Source organism: Desulfonauticus autotrophicus, assembly GCF_055381725.1.
The window spans coordinates 1,975,998-1,993,732 of record NZ_AP042395.1; the positions used below are offsets into that span (position 1 = coordinate 1,975,998).

Genomic DNA, 17,735 nt, shown 5'->3' on the forward strand with positions numbered 1-17,735 from the left:
GGATATGAGTTTATTAGAAGAAGTTTTAGACATAGGCATAGCTTTAAGCCGTACTGTTGAATGGGAAAAGCTTTTGGACCTTATTTTAACCAAGGCCAGGTCTTTAACTTCAGCTGATGCAGGGTCCATTTATTTAGTTAAAAATAAAGAGCTTGTTTTTGTCTGCAGTCAAAATGATACCTTGAGTAAAAGGTTGGGCAAGAAGAAAGTTCAGGAACTATTTCAGAGTTTTAGTTTTCCTTTGGACCAAAAGAGTATTGCAGGGTTTGTTGCTTTAAGTAAACAACCTTTAATTTTAGCTGATGTTTATAAAGAAGCCCATAAGTATGACCTTTCTTTATTTTCCAAGTGGGACCGGGTGAATAACTATCACTCTCAATCTGTTTTAACCCTGCCCTTATTAAATCCTCAGGAAGAAGTGGTGGGTGTTTTACAGTTGATTAATGCCAGGGAAGGAGAAAAGGTTGTTCCTTTTAAGTCAGAATTTTTACTGCCTTTAAACTATTTTGCCTCCCAGGCTGCTGTGGCTATTGAAAATGCCAGACTGTATGCTGAATTAAAGGAAGCTCATCTGGATTCCCTGTTTAGATTGGGAGTGGCTGCTGAATATAGAGACAAAGAGACTTCTGCCCATATTAGAAGGGTGGGAGAATTGGCCAAACTTTTAGCCAGAGAGCTGGGGTTTGGGCAGGAAGAACTGGAAATGGTTTTTTGGGCAGTGGCCATGCACGATGTGGGAAAGCTGGGCGTACCTGATGCCATTTTACTCAAGCCAGGCCCCTTAACTCCTCAAGAAAGAAAAATAATGGAAAAACACACCATCATTGGCGGGTGTATCTTGCACAAGGCCAAGTCCTCTCTTTTGCGCAATGCCAAGGTAGTGGCTTTGACCCATCATGAGCGTTATGATGGCACAGGCTATCCCAAAGGGCTTAAAGGCGAAGAAATCCCCCTATTAGGACGCATAGCTGGCCTGGTGGATGTCTTTGACGCCCTTTCTTCAGCCAGGGTATACAAACCTCCCTATTCTGAAGAAAAGGTGCGCTTGATTTTGCGTGAGGAAAAGGGCAAACACTTTGATCCCTTTTTAGTAGAAATTTTAGAAGATAAGTGGGTTGAGTGCTGGAAAATAAAAGACTTATATCAAGATGAAAAGTATGTATTTAATTTGCAAGAAACCTTGGTGGATAAGTTGTGGGAAGAGATAAATGAGATAGGTTCTTGACACTAAGAACTAAGACCACTATCTTTTTACTTTAAACTAGAAACTTAGAAGAATAAACAAAAGGAGAGAAATATGGCAAACCAAGTTACTGACAGTAATTTTGAGGCTGAAGTTTTAAATTGTGACCAGCCTGTATTGGTGGATTTTTGGGCTCCCTGGTGTGGGCCTTGTAGAGCTATTTCTCCAATTATTGAAGAATTGGCTCAGGAGTATGCTGGACAGGTGAAGATTGTTAAAATGAATGTGGATGAAAATCCCACCACTCCCAGTAAGTATAGTATTAGAGCCATTCCTACCTTGATTTTGTTTAAGGGTGGTCAGGTTATAGAGCAAATTACTGGTGCAGTATCCAAATCCAGCTTAAAACAAATGTTAGCAGAAAAGGCTTTATAACATGGATAAGTTTGAGGTAGCAGTGATTGGGGGCGGTCCAGCAGGGCTGACGGCCGCCCTTTATCTTTTGAGAGCTAGACGCAAGGTGCTTTTGGTAGAAAAGCTAAGCCCTGGAGGGCAGGTTTTACTAACAGAAAAGATAGAGAATTATCCTGGTTTTCCCGAAGGCATCACAGGCTTTGAACTGGCAGACGCCTTTGCTGCGCAAGTGGAAAAATATGAAGGATTACATAAGCACTTTGGGGAGGTAAAAAAGATAGAAGTGGGAGATAAATACCATACTCTACATTTAGAAGAATCCACAGTGCAGGTAAAGGCTCTGGTAGTGGCCAGTGGGGCCAGATGGAGGAAACTGGGGGTCCCAGGAGAGCAGGAATTGGCTGGCAAGGGTATTTCCTACTGTGCCATTTGTGATGGTAATTTTTTTCGCGATCAAGTGGTAGCCTGTATTGGAGGTGGAGATACTGCTTTAGAAGAATCTTTGTATCTTTCTAAGATAGTAAAAAAGATTTATCTCATTCACAGGCGAGATAAATTTAGAGGCACTAAAATCTATCAGGAAAAGGTGCTGGCTAATCCAAAGATAGAAGTAATCTGGGATAGCGTGGTGGAAGAGTTCAAAGGACAGGAGAGTCTGGAAAAGGTTGTTTTAAAGAATGTAAAAAATGGAAACACCAGTGAGCTGGAAGTGAGTGGAGCCTTTATTTTTATTGGAGTGGAGCCCAATAGCGAGTTTTTACCTCCAGAAGTTAAAAAAGATGAGAGAGGCTTTGTGCTTACAGATAGTGAGATGCAGACCAATATAAAAGGCATATATGCTGCAGGTGATATTAGAGCGAAAAATTGTCGGCAGGTGTCCACTGCTGTAGGAGATGGAGCTTGTGCTGGATTTAATGTGGCCAATTATCTGGAGCAGTTAGATGACTAGGGTAAAGCTATTAATCGTAACTCTCCTCTTTTTTTTAATAAGTGGTTGTGGAGTAGTGGATTACTTTTTTTTAACTCCTCCAGAGGATACTGCCCAGGAATTGGCACAAGCTGGATATGATGCCTTGCAAGAAAAGGATTATGACCGGGCCATTGAGTATTTTACCAAATTAAAAGATAGATATCCTTTCTCTCCCTATACGCCTGAGGCAGAAGTGAGTTTGGGAGATGCCTATTTCCTGGTGGGGGAATATAAAGCAGCCAGTGAGGTTTATAAGGAATTTGAAGCCCTTCACCCCAGACATGAGGCAGTTCCTTATGTGCTTTTAAAAATTGGCCTGTCCAATCTCAAGCAATTTGAATCTGCGGATAAACCCTATACGAATATTGCTGAAGCTTACTCCTTTTTTCAGCGGCTTATAGAGACCTATCCAGAAAACAAATATGCTCAAGAAGCCAAGAAGTATTTGCGCAAATGTAGGTTTTTAATGGCTGAGCATGAGTTATATGTAGCGGATTTTTACTGGCGTACAGAGCAGTTTAAAGCGGCCTGGCTTAGATATAAATATGTGGAAAAGGAATATGCTGATTTGCCAGAAGTTGTGGCTTATGCAAGTCAACGAAGGGACTTGGCCTATTTGCGCTGGCAAGAAGCAAAGGCTAAGGAGGCCAAAGAAAAGGAAGAAGGGTCCTGGAAAAGGTTTTTTGACTGGTTGTAAAAAAAATAGGTAAACAAAAAGCGGCTTTTAGCCGCTTTTTTTGTATCTTTGGGGCGAGGCTAGGAAATGGACTGGAATGCTTTTTTTGATACTTATGCAGTTGAAGAAAAATATCTATCTCAGGCTTATGAAAGGGTTGGAGATAAAAAAAGGGCTTTTTTTAAAAAACAAATCTATGAACTTACCGAGTACTATCAATATTTAAAAGAGCTTAAGCTAAGCGTTTGTAAAAAAAACTACTCCCTTTTTGAACTGGAAGAAGGTTTTTCTCCCAAAAAAGAAGTGATTTTTTTGGTGGAGGAAGGTTTTTTTGCTGTTAATCAAATCTTGGCCTTATTTATTCCTTTGCTTTTAGCTGGAGTGGAAAAAATAGGAGTGGTTTTGTTGGGTTCCAAAACCAAAATAAAAGCAGAGATATTTGTGGGGCTGGAGCTGGCTGGGGGATATTATCTGGCCTGGGGCAAAAAAAAGAGAGTGATTGAGTTTTTAAATTGTCAACAAAGACCAGTTTTTTATTTTGGATTTAATTCCAGGTGGCTGAAATCTGTGTTTTGGCAAACTCCTCTTACCAGGGGTGTTATTTGGGAGGAACAGGAAAAAATAAATTTAGAGAATTTGCTCTGGGCTAATCCTCATACCACCTTTTATGCTTCCTGGGGTAAAGAAGATGCACCTGTAAAGCCTTTAGAAGAAAGAGAAAGGGACTTTTTTCTGGAAATAGGATCTCAAAAAACATCCTTTGCCAAGCTTACTCTTGCTCCTGGAGAAGAAACTAGCTGGATTTGGCCGGATTTTAATTGGACCTGGGCGTTTGAAAAGTATGTCTTTATAAGCAGGAGGTCTTAGATGGGAGTAGCTAAAGGCGCAGATAAATATCTGGAGCAGATTAGAAATATTGGTATTATAGCTCATATTGATGCGGGAAAAACTACTTTAAGTGAACGAATCCTTTTTTATTCTCAAAAAATTCATCGCATGGGAGAAGTGCACGAAGGCACTGCTACGATGGACTATCTTCCTCAGGAACAGGAAAGAGGTATTACAATTGTTTCTGCTTGTACTACCTTTAATTGGAGAGATAAACAGGTAAACCTGATTGATACTCCAGGGCATGTGGATTTTACTATTGAAGTAGAAAGGGCTTTAAGGGTCTTAGATGGAGCAATTGCTGTTTTTTGTGCAGTGGGAGGGGTAGAACCTCAAAGTGAAACTGTTTGGCACCAGTCAGAAAAATACAAGATTCCTAAAATAGCCTTTATCAATAAAATGGATAGATTGGGAGCAGATTTTAAAAGTGTACTTTGGGAGATTAGAAAAAAATTAAAGGCCAATCCAGTTGTTTTACAGGCGCCCTGGGGAGAAGGAGATGATTTTAAGGGAGTTTTTGATATTTTAAGAGAAAAAAAGATTGTTTTCAGTGCAGAAGACCAGGGAAGGAGCTATGAATATTTAGACCTGACACCAGAAGAACAGGCAGAAGTAGATAACTATAAGACTGAGCTAATAGAAAGGATAGCTGATTTAGATGATGAGGTAATGGAAAGGTATCTGGAAGCACAGGAATTGCAACCAGAACTTATCAAACAAAAACTAAGAGAACTGGTTTTACAGGGGAAAATAGTTCCGGTATATGCGGGTTCTGCTTTAAAGAATATAGGTGTCCAACCTTTATTGGATGGGGTAATTGATTATTTTCCTTCTCCTTTGGATGTGCCTCAAATAGAAGGTATAGAGCCTCAAACTAAGAAAAAAGTTTCCTTTCCCATTTCTTCTAAGGCCCCACTGTCTGCTTTGGTCTTTAAAGTATCCATGGAAACCGGAAGAAAGTTGGTTTTAGCCAGGATTTATTCCGGGAAGATTAAAGCAGGAGAGATAGTTTTTAATGTTACCCAGGAAAAAGAAGAACGGGTAGCCAGGATTTTTCGCTTGCACGCCAATCATAAGGAAAAGGTGGAGGAAGCACGGGCTGGAGAAATTGTTGCTTTAGCAGGACTGAAGCTTTCTAAAACAGGAGATACCCTCGCCAATAGGGAAGCCCCTCTTATTTTGGAAAAAATTAGCGAATATAAGCCGGTTATTGCAGTGGCCTTGGAGCCTAAGAATAATGCAGAAGAAGAAAAGTTATTGGAAGCTCTGGATAAAATTTTACAGGAAGACCCTACCTTACTTTTGGAAAGAGATGAAGATACTCAGCAAATTATTCTTTCTGGCATGGGAGAGCTCCATTTAGAAGTGGTAATGGATAGACTTAAAAGAGAGTATAAGGTGGAATTTAGATCTGGCAATCCTCAGGTGGTTTACCAAGAAACCATTAAAAATAAAGCCAGAGGAGAAGGAGAATTTGCTAAAGAACTGGGAGATGATTTCCATTACGGTGGAGTAGTTTTGGAAGTAGAACCAAAGCCCAGAGGTAGTGGCAAAGAAATTCGTCTGGAAGTGGATACTCAAGCCTGGTCTCAAAATATAGTGGAAAGTGTGTACCAGGGTTTAGAAGATGGTCTGCAATCGGGCATTTTAAAGGGCTATCCTGTTCAGGATATTTTGGTGCGAGTGATTGAACTTAAACAAAAAGAAGGAGCTACTGATATAGGTTATAGAATGGCTGCAGTAAAAGCCTTAAAGGAAGCTTTGAAAAATGCTAATCCTCAGCTTTTAGAGCCTATTATGTCTCTGGAAGTATATACGCCAGAGGATTTTGTAGGAGAATGTGTGGGACTTATTGGCAGTAAAGGCGGAAAAGTGGAAAATATTTTGGAAAGAGGAGGACAAAAGATAGTACAGGCCTTGGCTCCTTTAAAGAAAATGTTTGGTTTTTCTACAGATTTGCGTTCTGCTACCCAAGGACGGGCTAATATGCTTATGAAATTTCATTCTTTTGATGTGCTGGAGTTTTAATTTTTAATAAATTATTTAAAAAATTAGTTGTCATTTTTTTTTTATAATTTATTGAAGCTCTTAATAAAAGGAGGAAATGTTATGGCCAGTATAAAAAAGATTTTATGTGCAGTGGATTTTTCAGATATGAGTAAAAAGGTAGCAGATTATGCAGCTACCTTAGCCAGGGCCCTGGAAGGAGAAGTTGTTGTTTTGTATGTAGCTCCTTCTCTTTCCCAATATGTAGGGTTTCATGTCCCTCCTGCCTCTATTGAAACTTTTGTGGGAGAAATAGTTTCAGGTGCGGAAAAAACCATGGAAGTTTTTATTCAGGAAAATTTTGAATCTGTTTCCGCTCAAGGCATAGTAAAAACTGGTTATGCAGCAGAAGAGATTTTAGAAGTAGCTGAAAAAGAAGAGGTAGATTTGATAGTAATGGGTACACATGGGCGTAAGGGGATAGATAGGATTTTGTTTGGCTCTGTGGCTGAAAAGGTGGTAAAAGGAGCAAAAATGCCAGTGCTTACTGTTCGTCCTTAAGCAAAGGAGCTTTTTAGAGGTGTTTATTAGTAGTAAGAAAAATACTTCTTTTGGTCTGGACCTGGGAGCTAGATGGGTTAAGCTGGTTGGCTTAAAGAAGAAAGGGAAAAAGGTTGTTTTAGATAGAGTGGGTAGAGGTCTCTTTTCTGAAGAGCAAAGAGGTCCAGATGAATTTGTCAAGCATTTGGAAGCCTTTTTTAAGAGCTTGGGTATAAAAAAGAAAGAGGTGGTAAATACTTCTTTTAGTGGACAGTCTGTAATTGTTAAAAGGGTAGTCTTTAAGGCCAAAGATGAGGATGAACTGGAAAAGGTAGTTTTTAAAGAAGCCAAGCAGTATATTCCCTTTGATATTAACGATGTGGTGCTGGACTATCAAATAATGAAAAGCAAAAAGCAGGAAAAGGGCTTTGAAGTTTATTTGGTAGCTTGTAAAAAACAGCTGGTAGAAAACTTAAATGAGTTATTTAAAAGGGCTCAAATAAAAATAGATGTAATTGACTTAGATGCCTTTGCTCTGGCTAATGTTTTTGAATTTAATTATCCAGAAGAGATGGATAAAAGTTCTTTCCTCTTTGATATTGGAGAAAAACAAAGTATTTTTGCTGTTTTTTCTGAAGGAGAGCTAAGTATTTTTAGAGAGATGCCTTTTGGTGGAGCTAACCTTACTTTGCGTATTGCAGAAGGGCTTGGTTTGAGTTTAGAGGATGCTGAACAGGTAAAACTACAGGGGGCTACTAATCTTGAGCCTAGTCAAAAAACTTTAGTAACTAAATTGATCTATGAGGAAATAGGCATGTGGATAGGAGAAGTGCGTAAGGTTATTAATTTTTACGCCACTACTTACCCTAAGGCTCAAGAAGTGAAAAAAGTGTTTTTATCAGGAGGAAGTTCTTATATCCTGGCCCTGGAGGAGAGTTTAGCTAAAGAATTTTCTTTAACTGTAGATTATTTAGATCCCTGGAGAAAAATGGAAAAGAGTGTTAAAAACTTTGATTTAAAATATTTAGATGAAATAAAAAGACAGATGGTAGTGGCAACAGGTTTAGCCTTAAGAGGGGTGTTTTAAGTGTTAAGAATAAATTTAAATGTCTTAGAAAAAAGAAAAAATTACCTATAAAAGGTGATTTTTGGATTTTTATTTTTTTGTTAATTGTTTTACTGGGAGGATGTGTTGCTGTTAATTGGTGGGTGGGAGTGAAGATAGATTATTTAAAAACAGTAGAAGAACAAAAAACAAAAGAGAAAAGATCCCTGCAAAGTTTGATTGCCAAGGTTAATAATTTGAAAAAAGATGTAGAAGACATTCAAAAGAAACTAGAGGTTATAAAGAAGATAAGACAACGACAAATTTTACCAGTTTTATTTATAGATGCTTTAATATCTTCTCTGCCAGAAGATAAAATTTGGTATAAAGATTTAAATTTGGACGCGTCTGGTTCTATTACTATAATAGGTGTGGCTTTAGATAACCAGGTTTTGTCTTTTTATATTGAACAATTGAAAAAATCTCCTTATATTAAGATGGTAGATATAGTGGTCACAAGTAAGACTAAAATAGGTAACTATGAACTGGTAGAATTTACCTGTAACCTTAGAGCAGGAGAAGCTTAGAAGTATTATGGCTAATAAATTAGAAGAACAGGTTAAAATGTTTTTTAAGTTTCCCTTGTGGAAGCGCTGGTTGGTTTATAGTGGAATTTTGCTTTTGATGCTAGGGGGGTGGGCTTATTTTTTTCTTGTTCCTCTTCTGGATACAAAAGACAGGATAGAGGCTAATTTGGTACAATTGGATAGAGATATTACCAGATTTAGAGTGATAGCGGCTAATTTAAATAAGGTAAAGAAAGATCTTAGTTTTTATGAAAAACAATTTTTTATAGCTAAAAACTTACTGCCAGAAGATGCCAAGGCTTTAGAGAAGGTTCTGGCTTCTTTTGAGAAGATGGGACTGGAAAAGGGAATAGAATTTGCTTATTTTAGACCTTTAAGTGAAACCAAGTATGATTTTTATGCTGCTAGGTTGGTTAATATCAGGGTGTTAGGTAGTTTTCATAATATTGTAAGCTACCTAGATGAACTTAGTCGTTTAAATAGGTTGGTGAGCTTGCGCTCTGTAAAATTTTCTCCTCAAGGACCTCAAGGTCAGGTGAGTAGGCTTTCTGTAGATTGTACTTTAGAGGTCTATAGGGCTTTGACTGAAGCTGAAATAAAAGCACAAGCAGAGCAAGCAAAGAACGAGGCTAAGAAGAAAAGAAGGAAATAAAAGTGAAAGAGATAAAGTTGCTTTTGATCGGAATCTGTATAATGTTTTTGCCTAGCTTCGCTCAGGCAGAGAATGCTTCCTCGGTTAAAGAAGAGAGCGAAAAATTTATAGAAGCACTGAGTAATATTCCAGAATGGATAAAGCCTCCGGCTTACCGTTATGAAGCACGGGGAAAGGTGGACCCTTTTGTCCCTTTTATTAATAAGGTAAATGAGCGCTTAACTGCTAAAAAAAGAAAAAAGGCACCTTAAGCCCTTTAGAAAGAGTGGATGTAACTCAGCTAAAGGTTATAGGTATATTGTGGGAGCCTGAAAATCCCAATCAGGCTAGGGCCATGGTAGAGCTTCCAGATGGCAAGGGCTTTCTTTTAGAAAAAGGTATGGTAGTGGGTAGAAATGAAGGTAAGGTAGTAAAAATTACTCCAGATACAATTATAGTGGAGGAAGAAGTGGCAAACATTTTTGGAGAAGTGGAAAAGAAAAAAGTAGCTTTAAAACTTCACCCCAAAAAGGGAGAAGAATAATGAGTAGAGTATTTATTTTTATTAGTAGTTTGATTTTTTTGTTTTCCTGTGCACCTAAGCAAAAAGAAGTGGTAACTCCCACTCAGGAGACAACCCTTCTTGAGCAGAAAGAAAATTTACAGCCCAAGGAAGAGCTTAAAGCGATTAGTTTAGTAAAGCAGGGGGATAGGACTCTTTTAAGGCTAGTATTGCCAGAAGGGATTACAGTAAACCCCTTTATGGAGGATTTAAGTTTTAGCCTGGAATTTTTTCCTGCCTATTCCAAGGAAACTTTACCCTTACCTAAAGGAGTAGTTTCTTCTTTAAAATATTTTCCAGCTTTGGGGCCTACCGCAAATAAGTTAGAAGTTAAACTAAATAAGCCCTGTCAATTTTTACTTAGTAGAGGTAAAGATAATACTTTAGAAGTTGCTTTTATCCCTTCCAAAGAAATACAAAAACTGGTTGAAAAAGATAAGACTATTCAAAAAATTAAGCAGGTATCTTTTTTAAAAAATAAAAAAGGAAATTTAATAGTTCTTTTTGATTCTAAAGGTATTTTGGATATTGTTCCTAAAAAAAGTAAAGAGAATAAAATCTATTTAACCATCAATAAGGCCAAGCTGGTTAAAAATTATGAAAAGATTTTTCGTTTAGAAAAGTTTAATACGCCTATTCGCAGTGCATTTTTTCAGAATAAACAAAACCAGGTGGAAATGGTCTTATTAACAGAGGAAAAAGTTCCCTTTAACTTGGATATGATTGAAGGGAAGACAGCCTTGGTCTTTTTGACCTCTGATGATTTCAAACAAAAGCCAAGTGCAGAAGAACAGGCCAAATTGGAACAGGATTTTAAGCAGCAGCAACAGGCAGATTTACCAGAATTAAATACCTTACTGCCTGGAATGAAGAAAACATATACGGGCAAGCTTATTTCCATTGATTTGCAAGATGCAGATGTGGAAAATGTTTTACGTTTGTTAGCTTCAGTGGAAAATTATAACCTGATTATTGACGATGGAGTAACAGGAAAAATTTCTTTAAGGCTTTACAACATACCCTGGGATCAGGCCCTGGATCTGGTTTTACTCCAGAAGAATTTAGGGGTGGTGATCAGGGGCAATATTATGCGGGTAGCCACCCAGGAAAAGTTAAGAGCTGAAAGAGAAGCCATTCAAAAGGCAAGAGAAGAAGCCCAGAGAGCCAAAGAGAGCATGAAAAAACTCGAACCTTTGGAAAGAGAATATATTCAAATAAACTATACTACAGCTGCAGAGCTGGAGCCAAAGGTAAAATCTTTCCTTTCGGATAGAGGTAAACTTACTGCTGATAGCAGGACCAATCAGCTTATTGTAGAAGATATTAGAAGCAGGATTGAAGAAATAAAATCAGTAATTGAAAAGTTAGATAGGCCAGAAAAACAGGTATTGATTGAAGCCAGAATTGTTTATGCTACAGACGATTTCCAGCGAGCTTTTGGCTTAAAGTGGAGCTTCCAAAATCCAGGAGAATATTATGGAAAAGGAGACCAATATTATAAAGAATATGGAGCCAGTGGCATAAACTTTCCCTCCAGTGGACCACTGGACTTTTCCCTTGCCGGTCAGGTGGCCAAGGTGGCTGGAAAGGATCTCTTTACCCTGGATGCAGAGCTTAAACTGGCAGAATCTCAGAACCTGGCCAAGACCATTTCTTCTCCCAGGATTGTAACTTTAAATAACCAGCAGGCTGAAATAACTCAGGGAACCAAAATAGCTGTTCCTGCAGAATCAGAAAGTGGGGGGACAACTATAGAGTATAAAGATGCTTTATTAAAACTTACGGTTACTCCTCAAATTACTCCAGACAATAAGGTTATTTTAGACCTGGATATTTCTGATGACTCTCCCAAAGGAGACGATATAGAAACCAAGACTGCCAAGACCAAATTGATTGTAGAAGATGGCGAGACCATTGTAATTGGAGGAGTGAGAAAACTTACAGATAATAAATCCCAGACCAGGGTTCCTGGCTTACACAGGATACCTCTTTTGGGGTGGTTGTTTAAAAATGATTATAAAAATGTTTCTAAACAAGAGCTTTTGATTTTTATTCGTCCCAAGATCTTGAATAAGTAGAAACTTGCCTTTAACAAGAAGCTAAACTAAAGCTCCCTTTTTAAGAAGGGAGCTTTAGTTTTTTAAGGGGGAGAAAAGTTGAAGCAATTTATCTTACCACACTTACTGGAGTTTAAGGCCTATGAACCTGGTCTTAGTATTGAAGAAATCAAAAAAAAGTATAACTTGGGTAGAGTAATAAAACTGGCTAGTAATGAAAATCCTCTGGGAGTTTCTCCTGTAGTAGCAGAGGTTTTGCATAAATATAGAAATTATGTTTTTCGCTATCCTAGGGGCGGAAATGAGTCTTTACGTCAGGCCCTGGCTGATTTTTTAAAAGTACCAGCAGAAAATATTATCCTGGGGAACGGTTCTGATGAAATTATTGATTTACTTTTTCGTCTCTTAATAGATCCTGCCAAGCATAAGGTCCTGGCCTTTAAACCCTGTTTTAGCATTTATAAGACTCAGGCCAAACTTTTGGGAGCAAATTTAGAACAGGTTCCTCTTAAGGATGATTTTTCTTTTGACCTGGAAGGGTTGCTAAAAAAAATAGATAAACAGACCAGGCTTATCTTTATCACCAATCCAGATAATCCTTCTGGTTATGCCCTTGCTAAAGCGCAGTTACAGGAATTTTTGGCTCGTTTACCAGAAGGGGTATTTGTGGTTTTGGATGAGGCTTATATTGATTTTGCCTCTCCCCAGGAAGACTATAATTTTTTAACTGAATGGTCTAAATATCCACAGGTGATTTTTTTGCGCACCTTTTCCAAACTTTTTGGCCTTGCTGGACTGAGGCTGGGATATGCTGTTTTACATAAAGACCTGGCAGATTATTATTGGCGTATAAGGCTTCCCTTTAGCGTAAATATTTTGGCTGAAAAAGCAGGTCTAGCTGTTTTAAAGGATAGTTTTTTTTACAGAGAAACAAGAAGGGTAGTAATAGAGGGAAGAGAATTTTTAAGTACAAAATTACAGGCATTGGGATGCCAGGTGTTCCCTTCTCAGGCCAATTTTATCCTCTTTAGACCTCCCAAGGATGCCCTGGAAGTATTTCAGGCTTTACTTAAACAGGGTATAATTATTAGGCCTTTAAAAAGCTATGGTCTTGATAAGTATTTGCGGGTAAGTGTGGGCACAGAAGAGGAGAATAAACTGTTTATTGAAGCGCTAGAGCAGATTTTGTAAGGAGTGGGGAAGAGTGTTAATTACTTTAGACGGTCCTGCTGGCGTGGGTAAAACCACTTTGGCCAAAAAACTGGCTGAAAAATTACAGATAGCCTACTTGGACAGCGGCGCTATGTTTAGAGGCCTTGCCTATTACCTGGGCCAGGACAAGCTTAATTTATCTGAGGAAGAACTAAAGCCGATTTTAAATAACTTTCAGTTTCAACTGGTTTTAGAAGGAAAGGACTACTTTCTTTATTTAAATCAAAAAAAACTGGGAGAGGAGATTAGAACAGAAGAGGTAGGTTTTTTAGCTTCTTCTCTGGGTAAGTTAAAAGTAGTACGGGATTTCTTAAAGGCTGAACAGCAACGGCTGGCTGAAAATACTTCTCTAGTAGCAGAAGGCAGGGATATGGGTACAGTGGTTTTTCCTCAGGCTGATTATAAGTTTTTTCTGGATGCCGATTGTGAGGAGAGGGCCAAGAGAAGATATAAACAGTTGAAAATGTTGGGCAAAGAAGCAGACTTAACTCTTATTTTAGAACAAATTAAGCAAAGAGACGAACAGGACCGCAATAGACCCATTGCTCCTTTAAATCCAGCTGCAGATGCTATTATTATTGATACTACGAAATTAAATTTGGAAGAGGTTTTTTTTAAAATATTAAGTTATATCAAGTAGCTTGTTGTAGTTCTTTGGCTTCTTGCCACAAAGCTTCCAGTTGTTGCAGGGATAGGTCCTCCAGGGATAAATTCCTTTTTCTGCTAGCTCTTCCATTAGTTTAAAGCGGGTTAAAAATTTTTGGTTGGCCAGATTCAAGGCTGTATTGGGTTTTATCTGGTTACGCCTGGCATATTCAGTAAGGCAAAAGAGATAGTCTCCTAGTTCTTCTTCCATTTTTTCTAATTTACCTGTTTTTTTAGCTTCTAACCACTCCGCCCATTCTTCCTGTAGTTTTTTCTCCAACTCTTCTTCATTGGGCCAGGTAAATCCCAATCTCGCAGCCTTAGAATTTATTCGATAAGCCCTTAAAAGTGGTGGAAGTGCAGAGGGAATAGAATCTAGAGAAGAGGATTTTTTTTGTTTTTTCTTTGTTCCTCTTTTTTTATTTTTTCCCACATAGAAAGAAGTTCATCTATATTTTGGATACTTTTATTTCCAAAAACATGGGGATGTCGTCCAATCATCTTGGCTGCAGTATAATCAAAAACTTCCTCTAAAGTAAATTGGTCTTGAAAAAGATGGATAAGAAAAAATAAAAGAAAAAATACATCTCCCAGTTCTTCTTTAATATTTTCTATGTCCTTAGATGTTATGGCCTCCACTAATTCAAAGCATTCTTCTATCAAGTAATCGCACAAACTTTGAGGGGTTTGTTTTTTGTCCCAGGGACAGCCATTGGGACCTAAAAGGGTGGCAATTACTTCCTGGAGCTTGTTGAGACTGTTTTTACTCATTTTCTATTCCTGGTAATAATTTTTGCTTCCATTTTCTTTCTAAAGTCTTTTTGTTTTCCTCAAATCTATCTTTTAATTCTTTGGGTAAAAGTTTGGCCAGGAATAAACTGCTTCTATGGACATAAGGGGCAAGTTTTGAGGTCTGTAATGCCTCTGATCTGGCAGGTAAAAAAGAGGTTAAAATCATTAAAAAGATAGAACAAAGCACGAGCGCCTTAAGTAAGCCTATGGCTGCTCCTCCAATGCGATCCAGCCAGCCCAGAAAGGCCATTTTTAAAAGGTGCTTTAAAATGGTGGAAATGATAAAGATAATAAACATTACCCCAATGAGCACAGCTAAATAACTACATATTTTGGCCCAGGTTTCACTGGGAATGATTTCTTCCATTAGAGGTAAAACCTTTTGCCAGTATCTATTGGCCAGAAAAAAACCCAAAAATAGAGCTACCAAGGAAGAAACTTCCTGAACTAGCCCTCTATAAATTCCTCTGAGGAAAAAAAGGAAATTACAACTAAAAAAAAGATATCTAAAAAGTTCATTTTTTCCTCCCTGTTAGGAGTCTAATTTTTTTCTGTTCTGGGAACAGCTTGACACTACCCCAATCTCTAATTAACTTCAATAAATTATTTTAAAAGATTGCGAGAGAAGGAGAATAATATGGCTTATGAGGTAAAACTGGTAAAGTTAATCAATGGAGATATGGTACTTGCCAAGTGGAAAGATGGAAAGTTAGCAGATCCAGCCACCTTACAGATGGTTCCCACTCAAGGTGGGGTGCAGATGGTATTGCTCCCTTTTGGTTATCCCTTTGATACTGAATTGGAAGGCGAAATAGATGCCAAGCATATTTTATATGAATACAAAAATGTCCCTGAGGAGTTAAAGACAAAATACTTAGAGGCTTCAAGTAATTTGACCCTGTCTTCACCTGCAGATCTTAAAAATCTGGCAGGGCTAGCTGGGCCTGGAGGGAAAGTTACTGACTTTTCTGACCTTTTGAAGAAATAATTATTGTGGAGCTAAATTCTTGGGGTTTAAATTTAAGGCAGGCCTAGGTCTGCCTTTTCTATTTTATGAGGAGCTAAATGAAACAATATCTACCTCTTTTTAATAAACCCAGCCATTATTTGGGTAATGAAGTTAATTCAATCCATAAGGATTTGACTAAAGTAAAAGTCCATTTAGGCCTGGCTTTTCCGGATTTGTATGAAGTGGGCATGTCCTACTATGGGCAGCGCATACTTTATAATTTAGTTAATCAGCAAAAAGATTATTATGCAGAAAGGGTTTATGCACCTTCTTGGGAAGTAGCGCAAATTTTAAGGGAGAAAAAGGAGCCCTTAGCCACTCTGGAAAGTGATACTCCTTTATCCAGGTTAGACATATTGGGATTTAGCCTTACCAATGAACTGGCCTATACCACCTGTCTTTATATTTTAGACTTAGGTAAAATACCCTTTTGGTCTGAGCAAAGAGGAGAAGACTTTCCTTTGGTAGTGGCTGGAGGTGGAGTAACCTTTAATGCTGAGCCTGTGGCCCCTTTTTTTGACCTCATGTTTTTAGGAGATGGAGAAGGGCTTTTTCTGGATTTTTTAGATGATTTTTTGCAGGCCAAGGAAAAAGGCTGGTCCAAAAGAGAATTATTATTGTCTTTAAAAAGTAAACCAGGGATATATATTCCCGGTTTTTTTGAGATAAATAAAAGTAAGAAGGGATATTTTATCCAGCCTCTTTATTCAGACTATAAAGAAGTTAAAAAGTTTACCTATCCTGATTTCAACCAGGTATCCCTTCAACCTGAAGATTTATTACCCTATGGCAAGGTTGTTCACGATCGCCTGACAGTAGAGGTGGCAAGAGGATGTAGTCGAGGTTGTCGTTTTTGTCATGCAGGGTTTATTTATAGGCCAGTACGAGAAAGGAGTTTAGAAAAAATAAATTCTTATCTTAAAGAAGCCCTGGCTCATACGGGTTATGAGGAATTATCTTTTCTTTCTTTAAGTACTGGGGATTTTACTCTTCTGGAAGAACTTTTTTGCCAGGTGATAAATAAGCTTTTTCAAGAAAGGGTAGCCATATCTCTTCCTTCCTTAAGGGTAGGCTCTGTTTCTGAAGAGTTAATCTTATTTTTAAGTAAACTTAGAAAAACAGGTATTACTTTGGCTCCAGAGGCTGGTACTCAGCGGTTGCGAGATGTAATCAATAAAAATATTAAAGAAGAGGAGATTCTGGAATATACCCAGAAGATTTTTGCCCTGGGCTGGAAACAGATAAAACTCTATTTTATGTTGGGTTTACCCACAGAGACTAAAGAAGATGTGGAGGGTATTTATCATCTGTGTACTAAAATTTTGGCCCAGGCAGATAAAAAGGTCAGATTGACTGCCTCTGTTTCTCTTTTTGTGCCCAAGGCCCATACTCCCTTTCAGTGGTCCAGACAGCTTAATCTTGGCGAATTGCAGGAGCGTATTGCTCTTTTGCGCAAGCTTTTTAAGCAGAATAAAAGACTTACCCTTAAGTGGCATAATCCAGAGATGAGCTTGTTGGAAGGTGTCTTTTCTCGTGCAGGCAGAGAATTGGCTCCTATTCTGGTAAAGGCCTATCAAAAGGGAGAAATACTTTCCAACTGGGATGATTTTTTGCATTTTGATACCTGGTTGCAGGTTTTTGCCCAGGAGGGAATTGAGTGGGAAGAATATTTAAGGGAAAGAGAGCTAACAGAGACTTTGCCCTGGGAGCATTTAAGTTGTGGAGTGACAAAGGAGTTTTTACTAAAAGAACTTAAAAAATCTCTGCAAGCCAAAACCACAGAAGACTGTCGTTCTGGCAAATGTAGCAACTGTGGGGTATGTGATTTTAAGAGTAAGGAAATAGTGCCTAAACTAAATAAAAAGAAGGGCAGGGAGTTTTCTTTTATTGAACCCAATTGGGAGCAGGCTTTAGTCAAAAAAGAACAATGGAGAATCTGGTTTAAGAAAAAAGGATTTTCAGCTTATTTAAGTCAATTGGAATTACAAAAGATAATGGAAAGGGCTTTGCGAAGGGCCAAACTGCCTCTGGCCTTTTCCCAGGGGTTTCACCCTGTACCTTTAATTTCTTTTGGACGGGCTTTACCTGTGGGGCTGGAGAGTGAAGAGGAAATTTTTCAGATTTTTATGGCTCAGGAAGTTAAAGAAAAGAGTTTTGCCTTGATAAATTCCTTTTTACCTCAGGGCCTGAGAATTTTTCATTGGGAGCGTATTGATTTAAAGGATAAAATAGTGCTAAGTAGGAGAGAAGATTTTAAATTGTCTTATCCTCTGGCTAAAGCACACTGTTATGTGGCTAAAATGGATTTTTTTAACAAGCAAAAAAACTGGTTTTTTGCCAAGCAAGGCAAAAGAAAAGTGCACAATTTAGATTTAAAGGCCATAATGCAAATGAAACACTTAGAAAAAGGAGATATTTTGATAAGTTTTAACTGGGATATTAACTATATAAATCCCCTTGTAGCTATTAAGGAAATATTTCGTCCCAATTTAGAAGAGATAAGAGTTATAAAAATAAAACAGTATATGAACTAAAAGG

18 protein-coding genes and 2 pseudogenes are annotated in these 17,735 nt (G+C 38.0%); 17 read left to right on the forward strand and 3 right to left on the reverse strand.

What is annotated here, in order from left to right:
- Positions 1-4 precede the first annotated feature (4 nt).
- The 15 genes and pseudogenes from ACZ42F_RS11195 (at position 5) to cmk (ending at position 13,391) form a co-directional block, all read left to right on the forward strand.
- Positions 5-1,225 (forward strand): HD-GYP domain-containing protein, encoded by a 1,221-nt coding sequence (locus ACZ42F_RS11195; protein ID WP_464279052.1) that lies wholly within the window; start codon positions 5-7, stop codon positions 1,223-1,225.
- 72 nt (positions 1,226-1,297) lie between these two features.
- Positions 1,298-1,618, forward strand: coding sequence for a thioredoxin (gene trxA / locus ACZ42F_RS11200; RefSeq protein WP_464279053.1), 321 nt, complete (start codon positions 1,298-1,300; stop codon positions 1,616-1,618).
- A gap of 1 nt (position 1,619) precedes the next feature.
- Complete coding sequence (trxB, locus tag ACZ42F_RS11205; protein ID WP_464279054.1) at positions 1,620-2,546, forward strand: thioredoxin-disulfide reductase; 927 nt, start codon at positions 1,620-1,622, stop codon at positions 2,544-2,546.
- Complete coding sequence (locus ACZ42F_RS11210; RefSeq protein ID WP_029967255.1) at positions 2,539-3,264, forward strand: outer membrane protein assembly factor BamD; 726 nt, start codon at positions 2,539-2,541, stop codon at positions 3,262-3,264. Before trxB ends, ACZ42F_RS11210 begins: the two co-directional genes overlap by 8 nt.
- A 66-nt stretch (positions 3,265-3,330) precedes the next feature.
- Positions 3,331-4,110, forward strand: coding sequence for a hypothetical protein (locus tag ACZ42F_RS11215; RefSeq protein WP_029967258.1), 780 nt, complete (start codon positions 3,331-3,333; stop codon positions 4,108-4,110).
- Positions 4,111-6,159 carry an elongation factor G gene (gene fusA, locus ACZ42F_RS11220; RefSeq protein ID WP_029967260.1) on the forward strand — a complete coding sequence of 683 codons (2,049 nt, stop codon included), beginning with the start codon at positions 4,111-4,113 and terminating at the stop codon, positions 6,157-6,159. It abuts the gene before it with no gap.
- Between the two features lie 81 nt (positions 6,160-6,240).
- Entirely contained in the window at positions 6,241-6,678 is a 438-nt protein-coding gene (locus ACZ42F_RS11225; RefSeq protein WP_029967269.1) for a universal stress protein, read from the forward strand.
- Positions 6,679-6,697: 19 nt separating this feature from the next.
- Positions 6,698-7,744, forward strand: coding sequence for a type IV pilus assembly protein PilM (gene pilM / locus ACZ42F_RS11230; protein ID WP_464279055.1), 1,047 nt, complete (start codon positions 6,698-6,700; stop codon positions 7,742-7,744).
- A gap of 77 nt (positions 7,745-7,821) precedes the next feature.
- Positions 7,822-8,289, forward strand: coding sequence for a PilN domain-containing protein (locus tag ACZ42F_RS11235; protein ID WP_464279056.1), 468 nt, complete (start codon positions 7,822-7,824; stop codon positions 8,287-8,289).
- Positions 8,290-8,296: 7 nt separating this feature from the next.
- Positions 8,297-8,941: a type IV pilus inner membrane component PilO gene (locus tag ACZ42F_RS11240; protein WP_464279057.1), complete on the forward strand. Its 645-nt coding sequence runs from the start codon at positions 8,297-8,299 to the stop codon at positions 8,939-8,941.
- 2 nt (positions 8,942-8,943) lie between these two features.
- Positions 8,944-9,192, forward strand: coding sequence for a hypothetical protein (locus tag ACZ42F_RS11245; protein WP_464279058.1), 249 nt, complete (start codon positions 8,944-8,946; stop codon positions 9,190-9,192).
- A gap of 11 nt (positions 9,193-9,203) precedes the next feature.
- Positions 9,204-9,464, forward strand: a pseudogene (locus tag ACZ42F_RS11250) (pilus assembly protein PilP); the annotation flags it as partial.
- Positions 9,464-11,560: a type IV pilus secretin PilQ gene (locus tag ACZ42F_RS11255; protein ID WP_464279059.1), complete on the forward strand. Its 2,097-nt coding sequence runs from the start codon at positions 9,464-9,466 to the stop codon at positions 11,558-11,560. The pseudogene ACZ42F_RS11250 and the gene ACZ42F_RS11255, both read left to right, overlap by 1 nt.
- Positions 11,561-11,638: 78 nt before the next feature.
- The gene (gene hisC / locus ACZ42F_RS11260) at positions 11,639-12,730 is read left to right on the forward strand and encodes a histidinol-phosphate transaminase (RefSeq protein WP_464279060.1); all 1,092 of its coding nucleotides are present in this window, start codon (positions 11,639-11,641) and stop codon (positions 12,728-12,730) included.
- A 13-nt stretch (positions 12,731-12,743) separates the two neighbouring features.
- The gene (gene cmk, locus ACZ42F_RS11265) at positions 12,744-13,391 is read left to right on the forward strand and encodes a (d)CMP kinase (RefSeq protein ID WP_464279061.1); all 648 of its coding nucleotides are present in this window, start codon (positions 12,744-12,746) and stop codon (positions 13,389-13,391) included.
- Here cmk and ACZ42F_RS11270 read toward each other — a convergent pair.
- From ACZ42F_RS11270 to ACZ42F_RS11280, 3 genes and pseudogenes are all read right to left on the reverse strand, one after another.
- The gene (locus tag ACZ42F_RS11270; protein WP_464279062.1) at positions 13,374-13,706 is read right to left on the reverse strand and encodes a MazG nucleotide pyrophosphohydrolase domain-containing protein; all 333 of its coding nucleotides are present in this window, start codon (positions 13,704-13,706) and stop codon (positions 13,374-13,376) included. The two genes, cmk and ACZ42F_RS11270, sit on opposite strands and share 18 nt — an antisense overlap.
- A 65-nt stretch (positions 13,707-13,771) precedes the next feature.
- Positions 13,772-14,167 (reverse strand): MazG nucleotide pyrophosphohydrolase domain-containing protein, encoded by a 396-nt coding sequence (locus tag ACZ42F_RS11275; protein WP_464279063.1) that lies wholly within the window; start codon positions 14,165-14,167, stop codon positions 13,772-13,774.
- Positions 14,160-14,660 (reverse strand): annotated as a pseudogene (locus tag ACZ42F_RS11280) (CvpA family protein); the annotation flags it as partial. The gene ACZ42F_RS11275 and the pseudogene ACZ42F_RS11280, both read right to left, overlap by 8 nt.
- 165 nt (positions 14,661-14,825) lie before the next feature.
- On the opposite strand from ACZ42F_RS11280, the gene ACZ42F_RS11285 reads away from it, so the two are divergent.
- Entirely contained in the window at positions 14,826-15,176 is a 351-nt protein-coding gene (locus tag ACZ42F_RS11285; protein ID WP_029967290.1) for a hypothetical protein, read from the forward strand.
- A 77-nt stretch (positions 15,177-15,253) separates the two neighbouring features.
- Positions 15,254-17,731 carry a TIGR03960 family B12-binding radical SAM protein gene (locus tag ACZ42F_RS11290; RefSeq protein ID WP_464279064.1) on the forward strand — a complete coding sequence of 826 codons (2,478 nt, stop codon included), beginning with the start codon at positions 15,254-15,256 and terminating at the stop codon, positions 17,729-17,731.
- Positions 17,732-17,735: the final 4 nt, after the last annotated feature.

Excerpts from the sequence above, each read along its gene's own strand:
- fusA (WP_029967260.1), top strand. The coding sequence starts at position 4,111 with ATGGGAGTAGCTAAAGGCGCAGATAAATATCTGGAGCAGATTAGAAAT.
- ACZ42F_RS11255 (WP_464279059.1), top strand. The coding sequence starts at position 9,464 with ATGAGTAGAGTATTTATTTTTATTAGTAGTTTGATTTTTTTGTTTTCC.
- ACZ42F_RS11225 (WP_029967269.1), top strand. The coding sequence starts at position 6,241 with ATGGCCAGTATAAAAAAGATTTTATGTGCAGTGGATTTTTCAGATATG.
- trxB (WP_464279054.1), top strand. The coding sequence starts at position 1,620 with ATGGATAAGTTTGAGGTAGCAGTGATTGGGGGCGGTCCAGCAGGGCTG.
- ACZ42F_RS11195 (WP_464279052.1), top strand. The coding sequence starts at position 5 with ATGAGTTTATTAGAAGAAGTTTTAGACATAGGCATAGCTTTAAGCCGT.
- ACZ42F_RS11290 (WP_464279064.1), top strand. The coding sequence starts at position 15,254 with ATGAAACAATATCTACCTCTTTTTAATAAACCCAGCCATTATTTGGGT.
- ACZ42F_RS11275 (WP_464279063.1), bottom strand. The coding sequence starts at position 14,167 with ATGAGTAAAAACAGTCTCAACAAGCTCCAGGAAGTAATTGCCACCCTT.
- ACZ42F_RS11285 (WP_029967290.1), top strand. The coding sequence starts at position 14,826 with ATGGCTTATGAGGTAAAACTGGTAAAGTTAATCAATGGAGATATGGTA.
- ACZ42F_RS11240 (WP_464279057.1), top strand. The coding sequence starts at position 8,297 with ATGGCTAATAAATTAGAAGAACAGGTTAAAATGTTTTTTAAGTTTCCC.
- ACZ42F_RS11215 (WP_029967258.1), top strand. The coding sequence starts at position 3,331 with ATGGACTGGAATGCTTTTTTTGATACTTATGCAGTTGAAGAAAAATAT.
- ACZ42F_RS11210 (WP_029967255.1), top strand. The coding sequence starts at position 2,539 with ATGACTAGGGTAAAGCTATTAATCGTAACTCTCCTCTTTTTTTTAATA.
- trxA (WP_464279053.1), top strand. The coding sequence starts at position 1,298 with ATGGCAAACCAAGTTACTGACAGTAATTTTGAGGCTGAAGTTTTAAAT.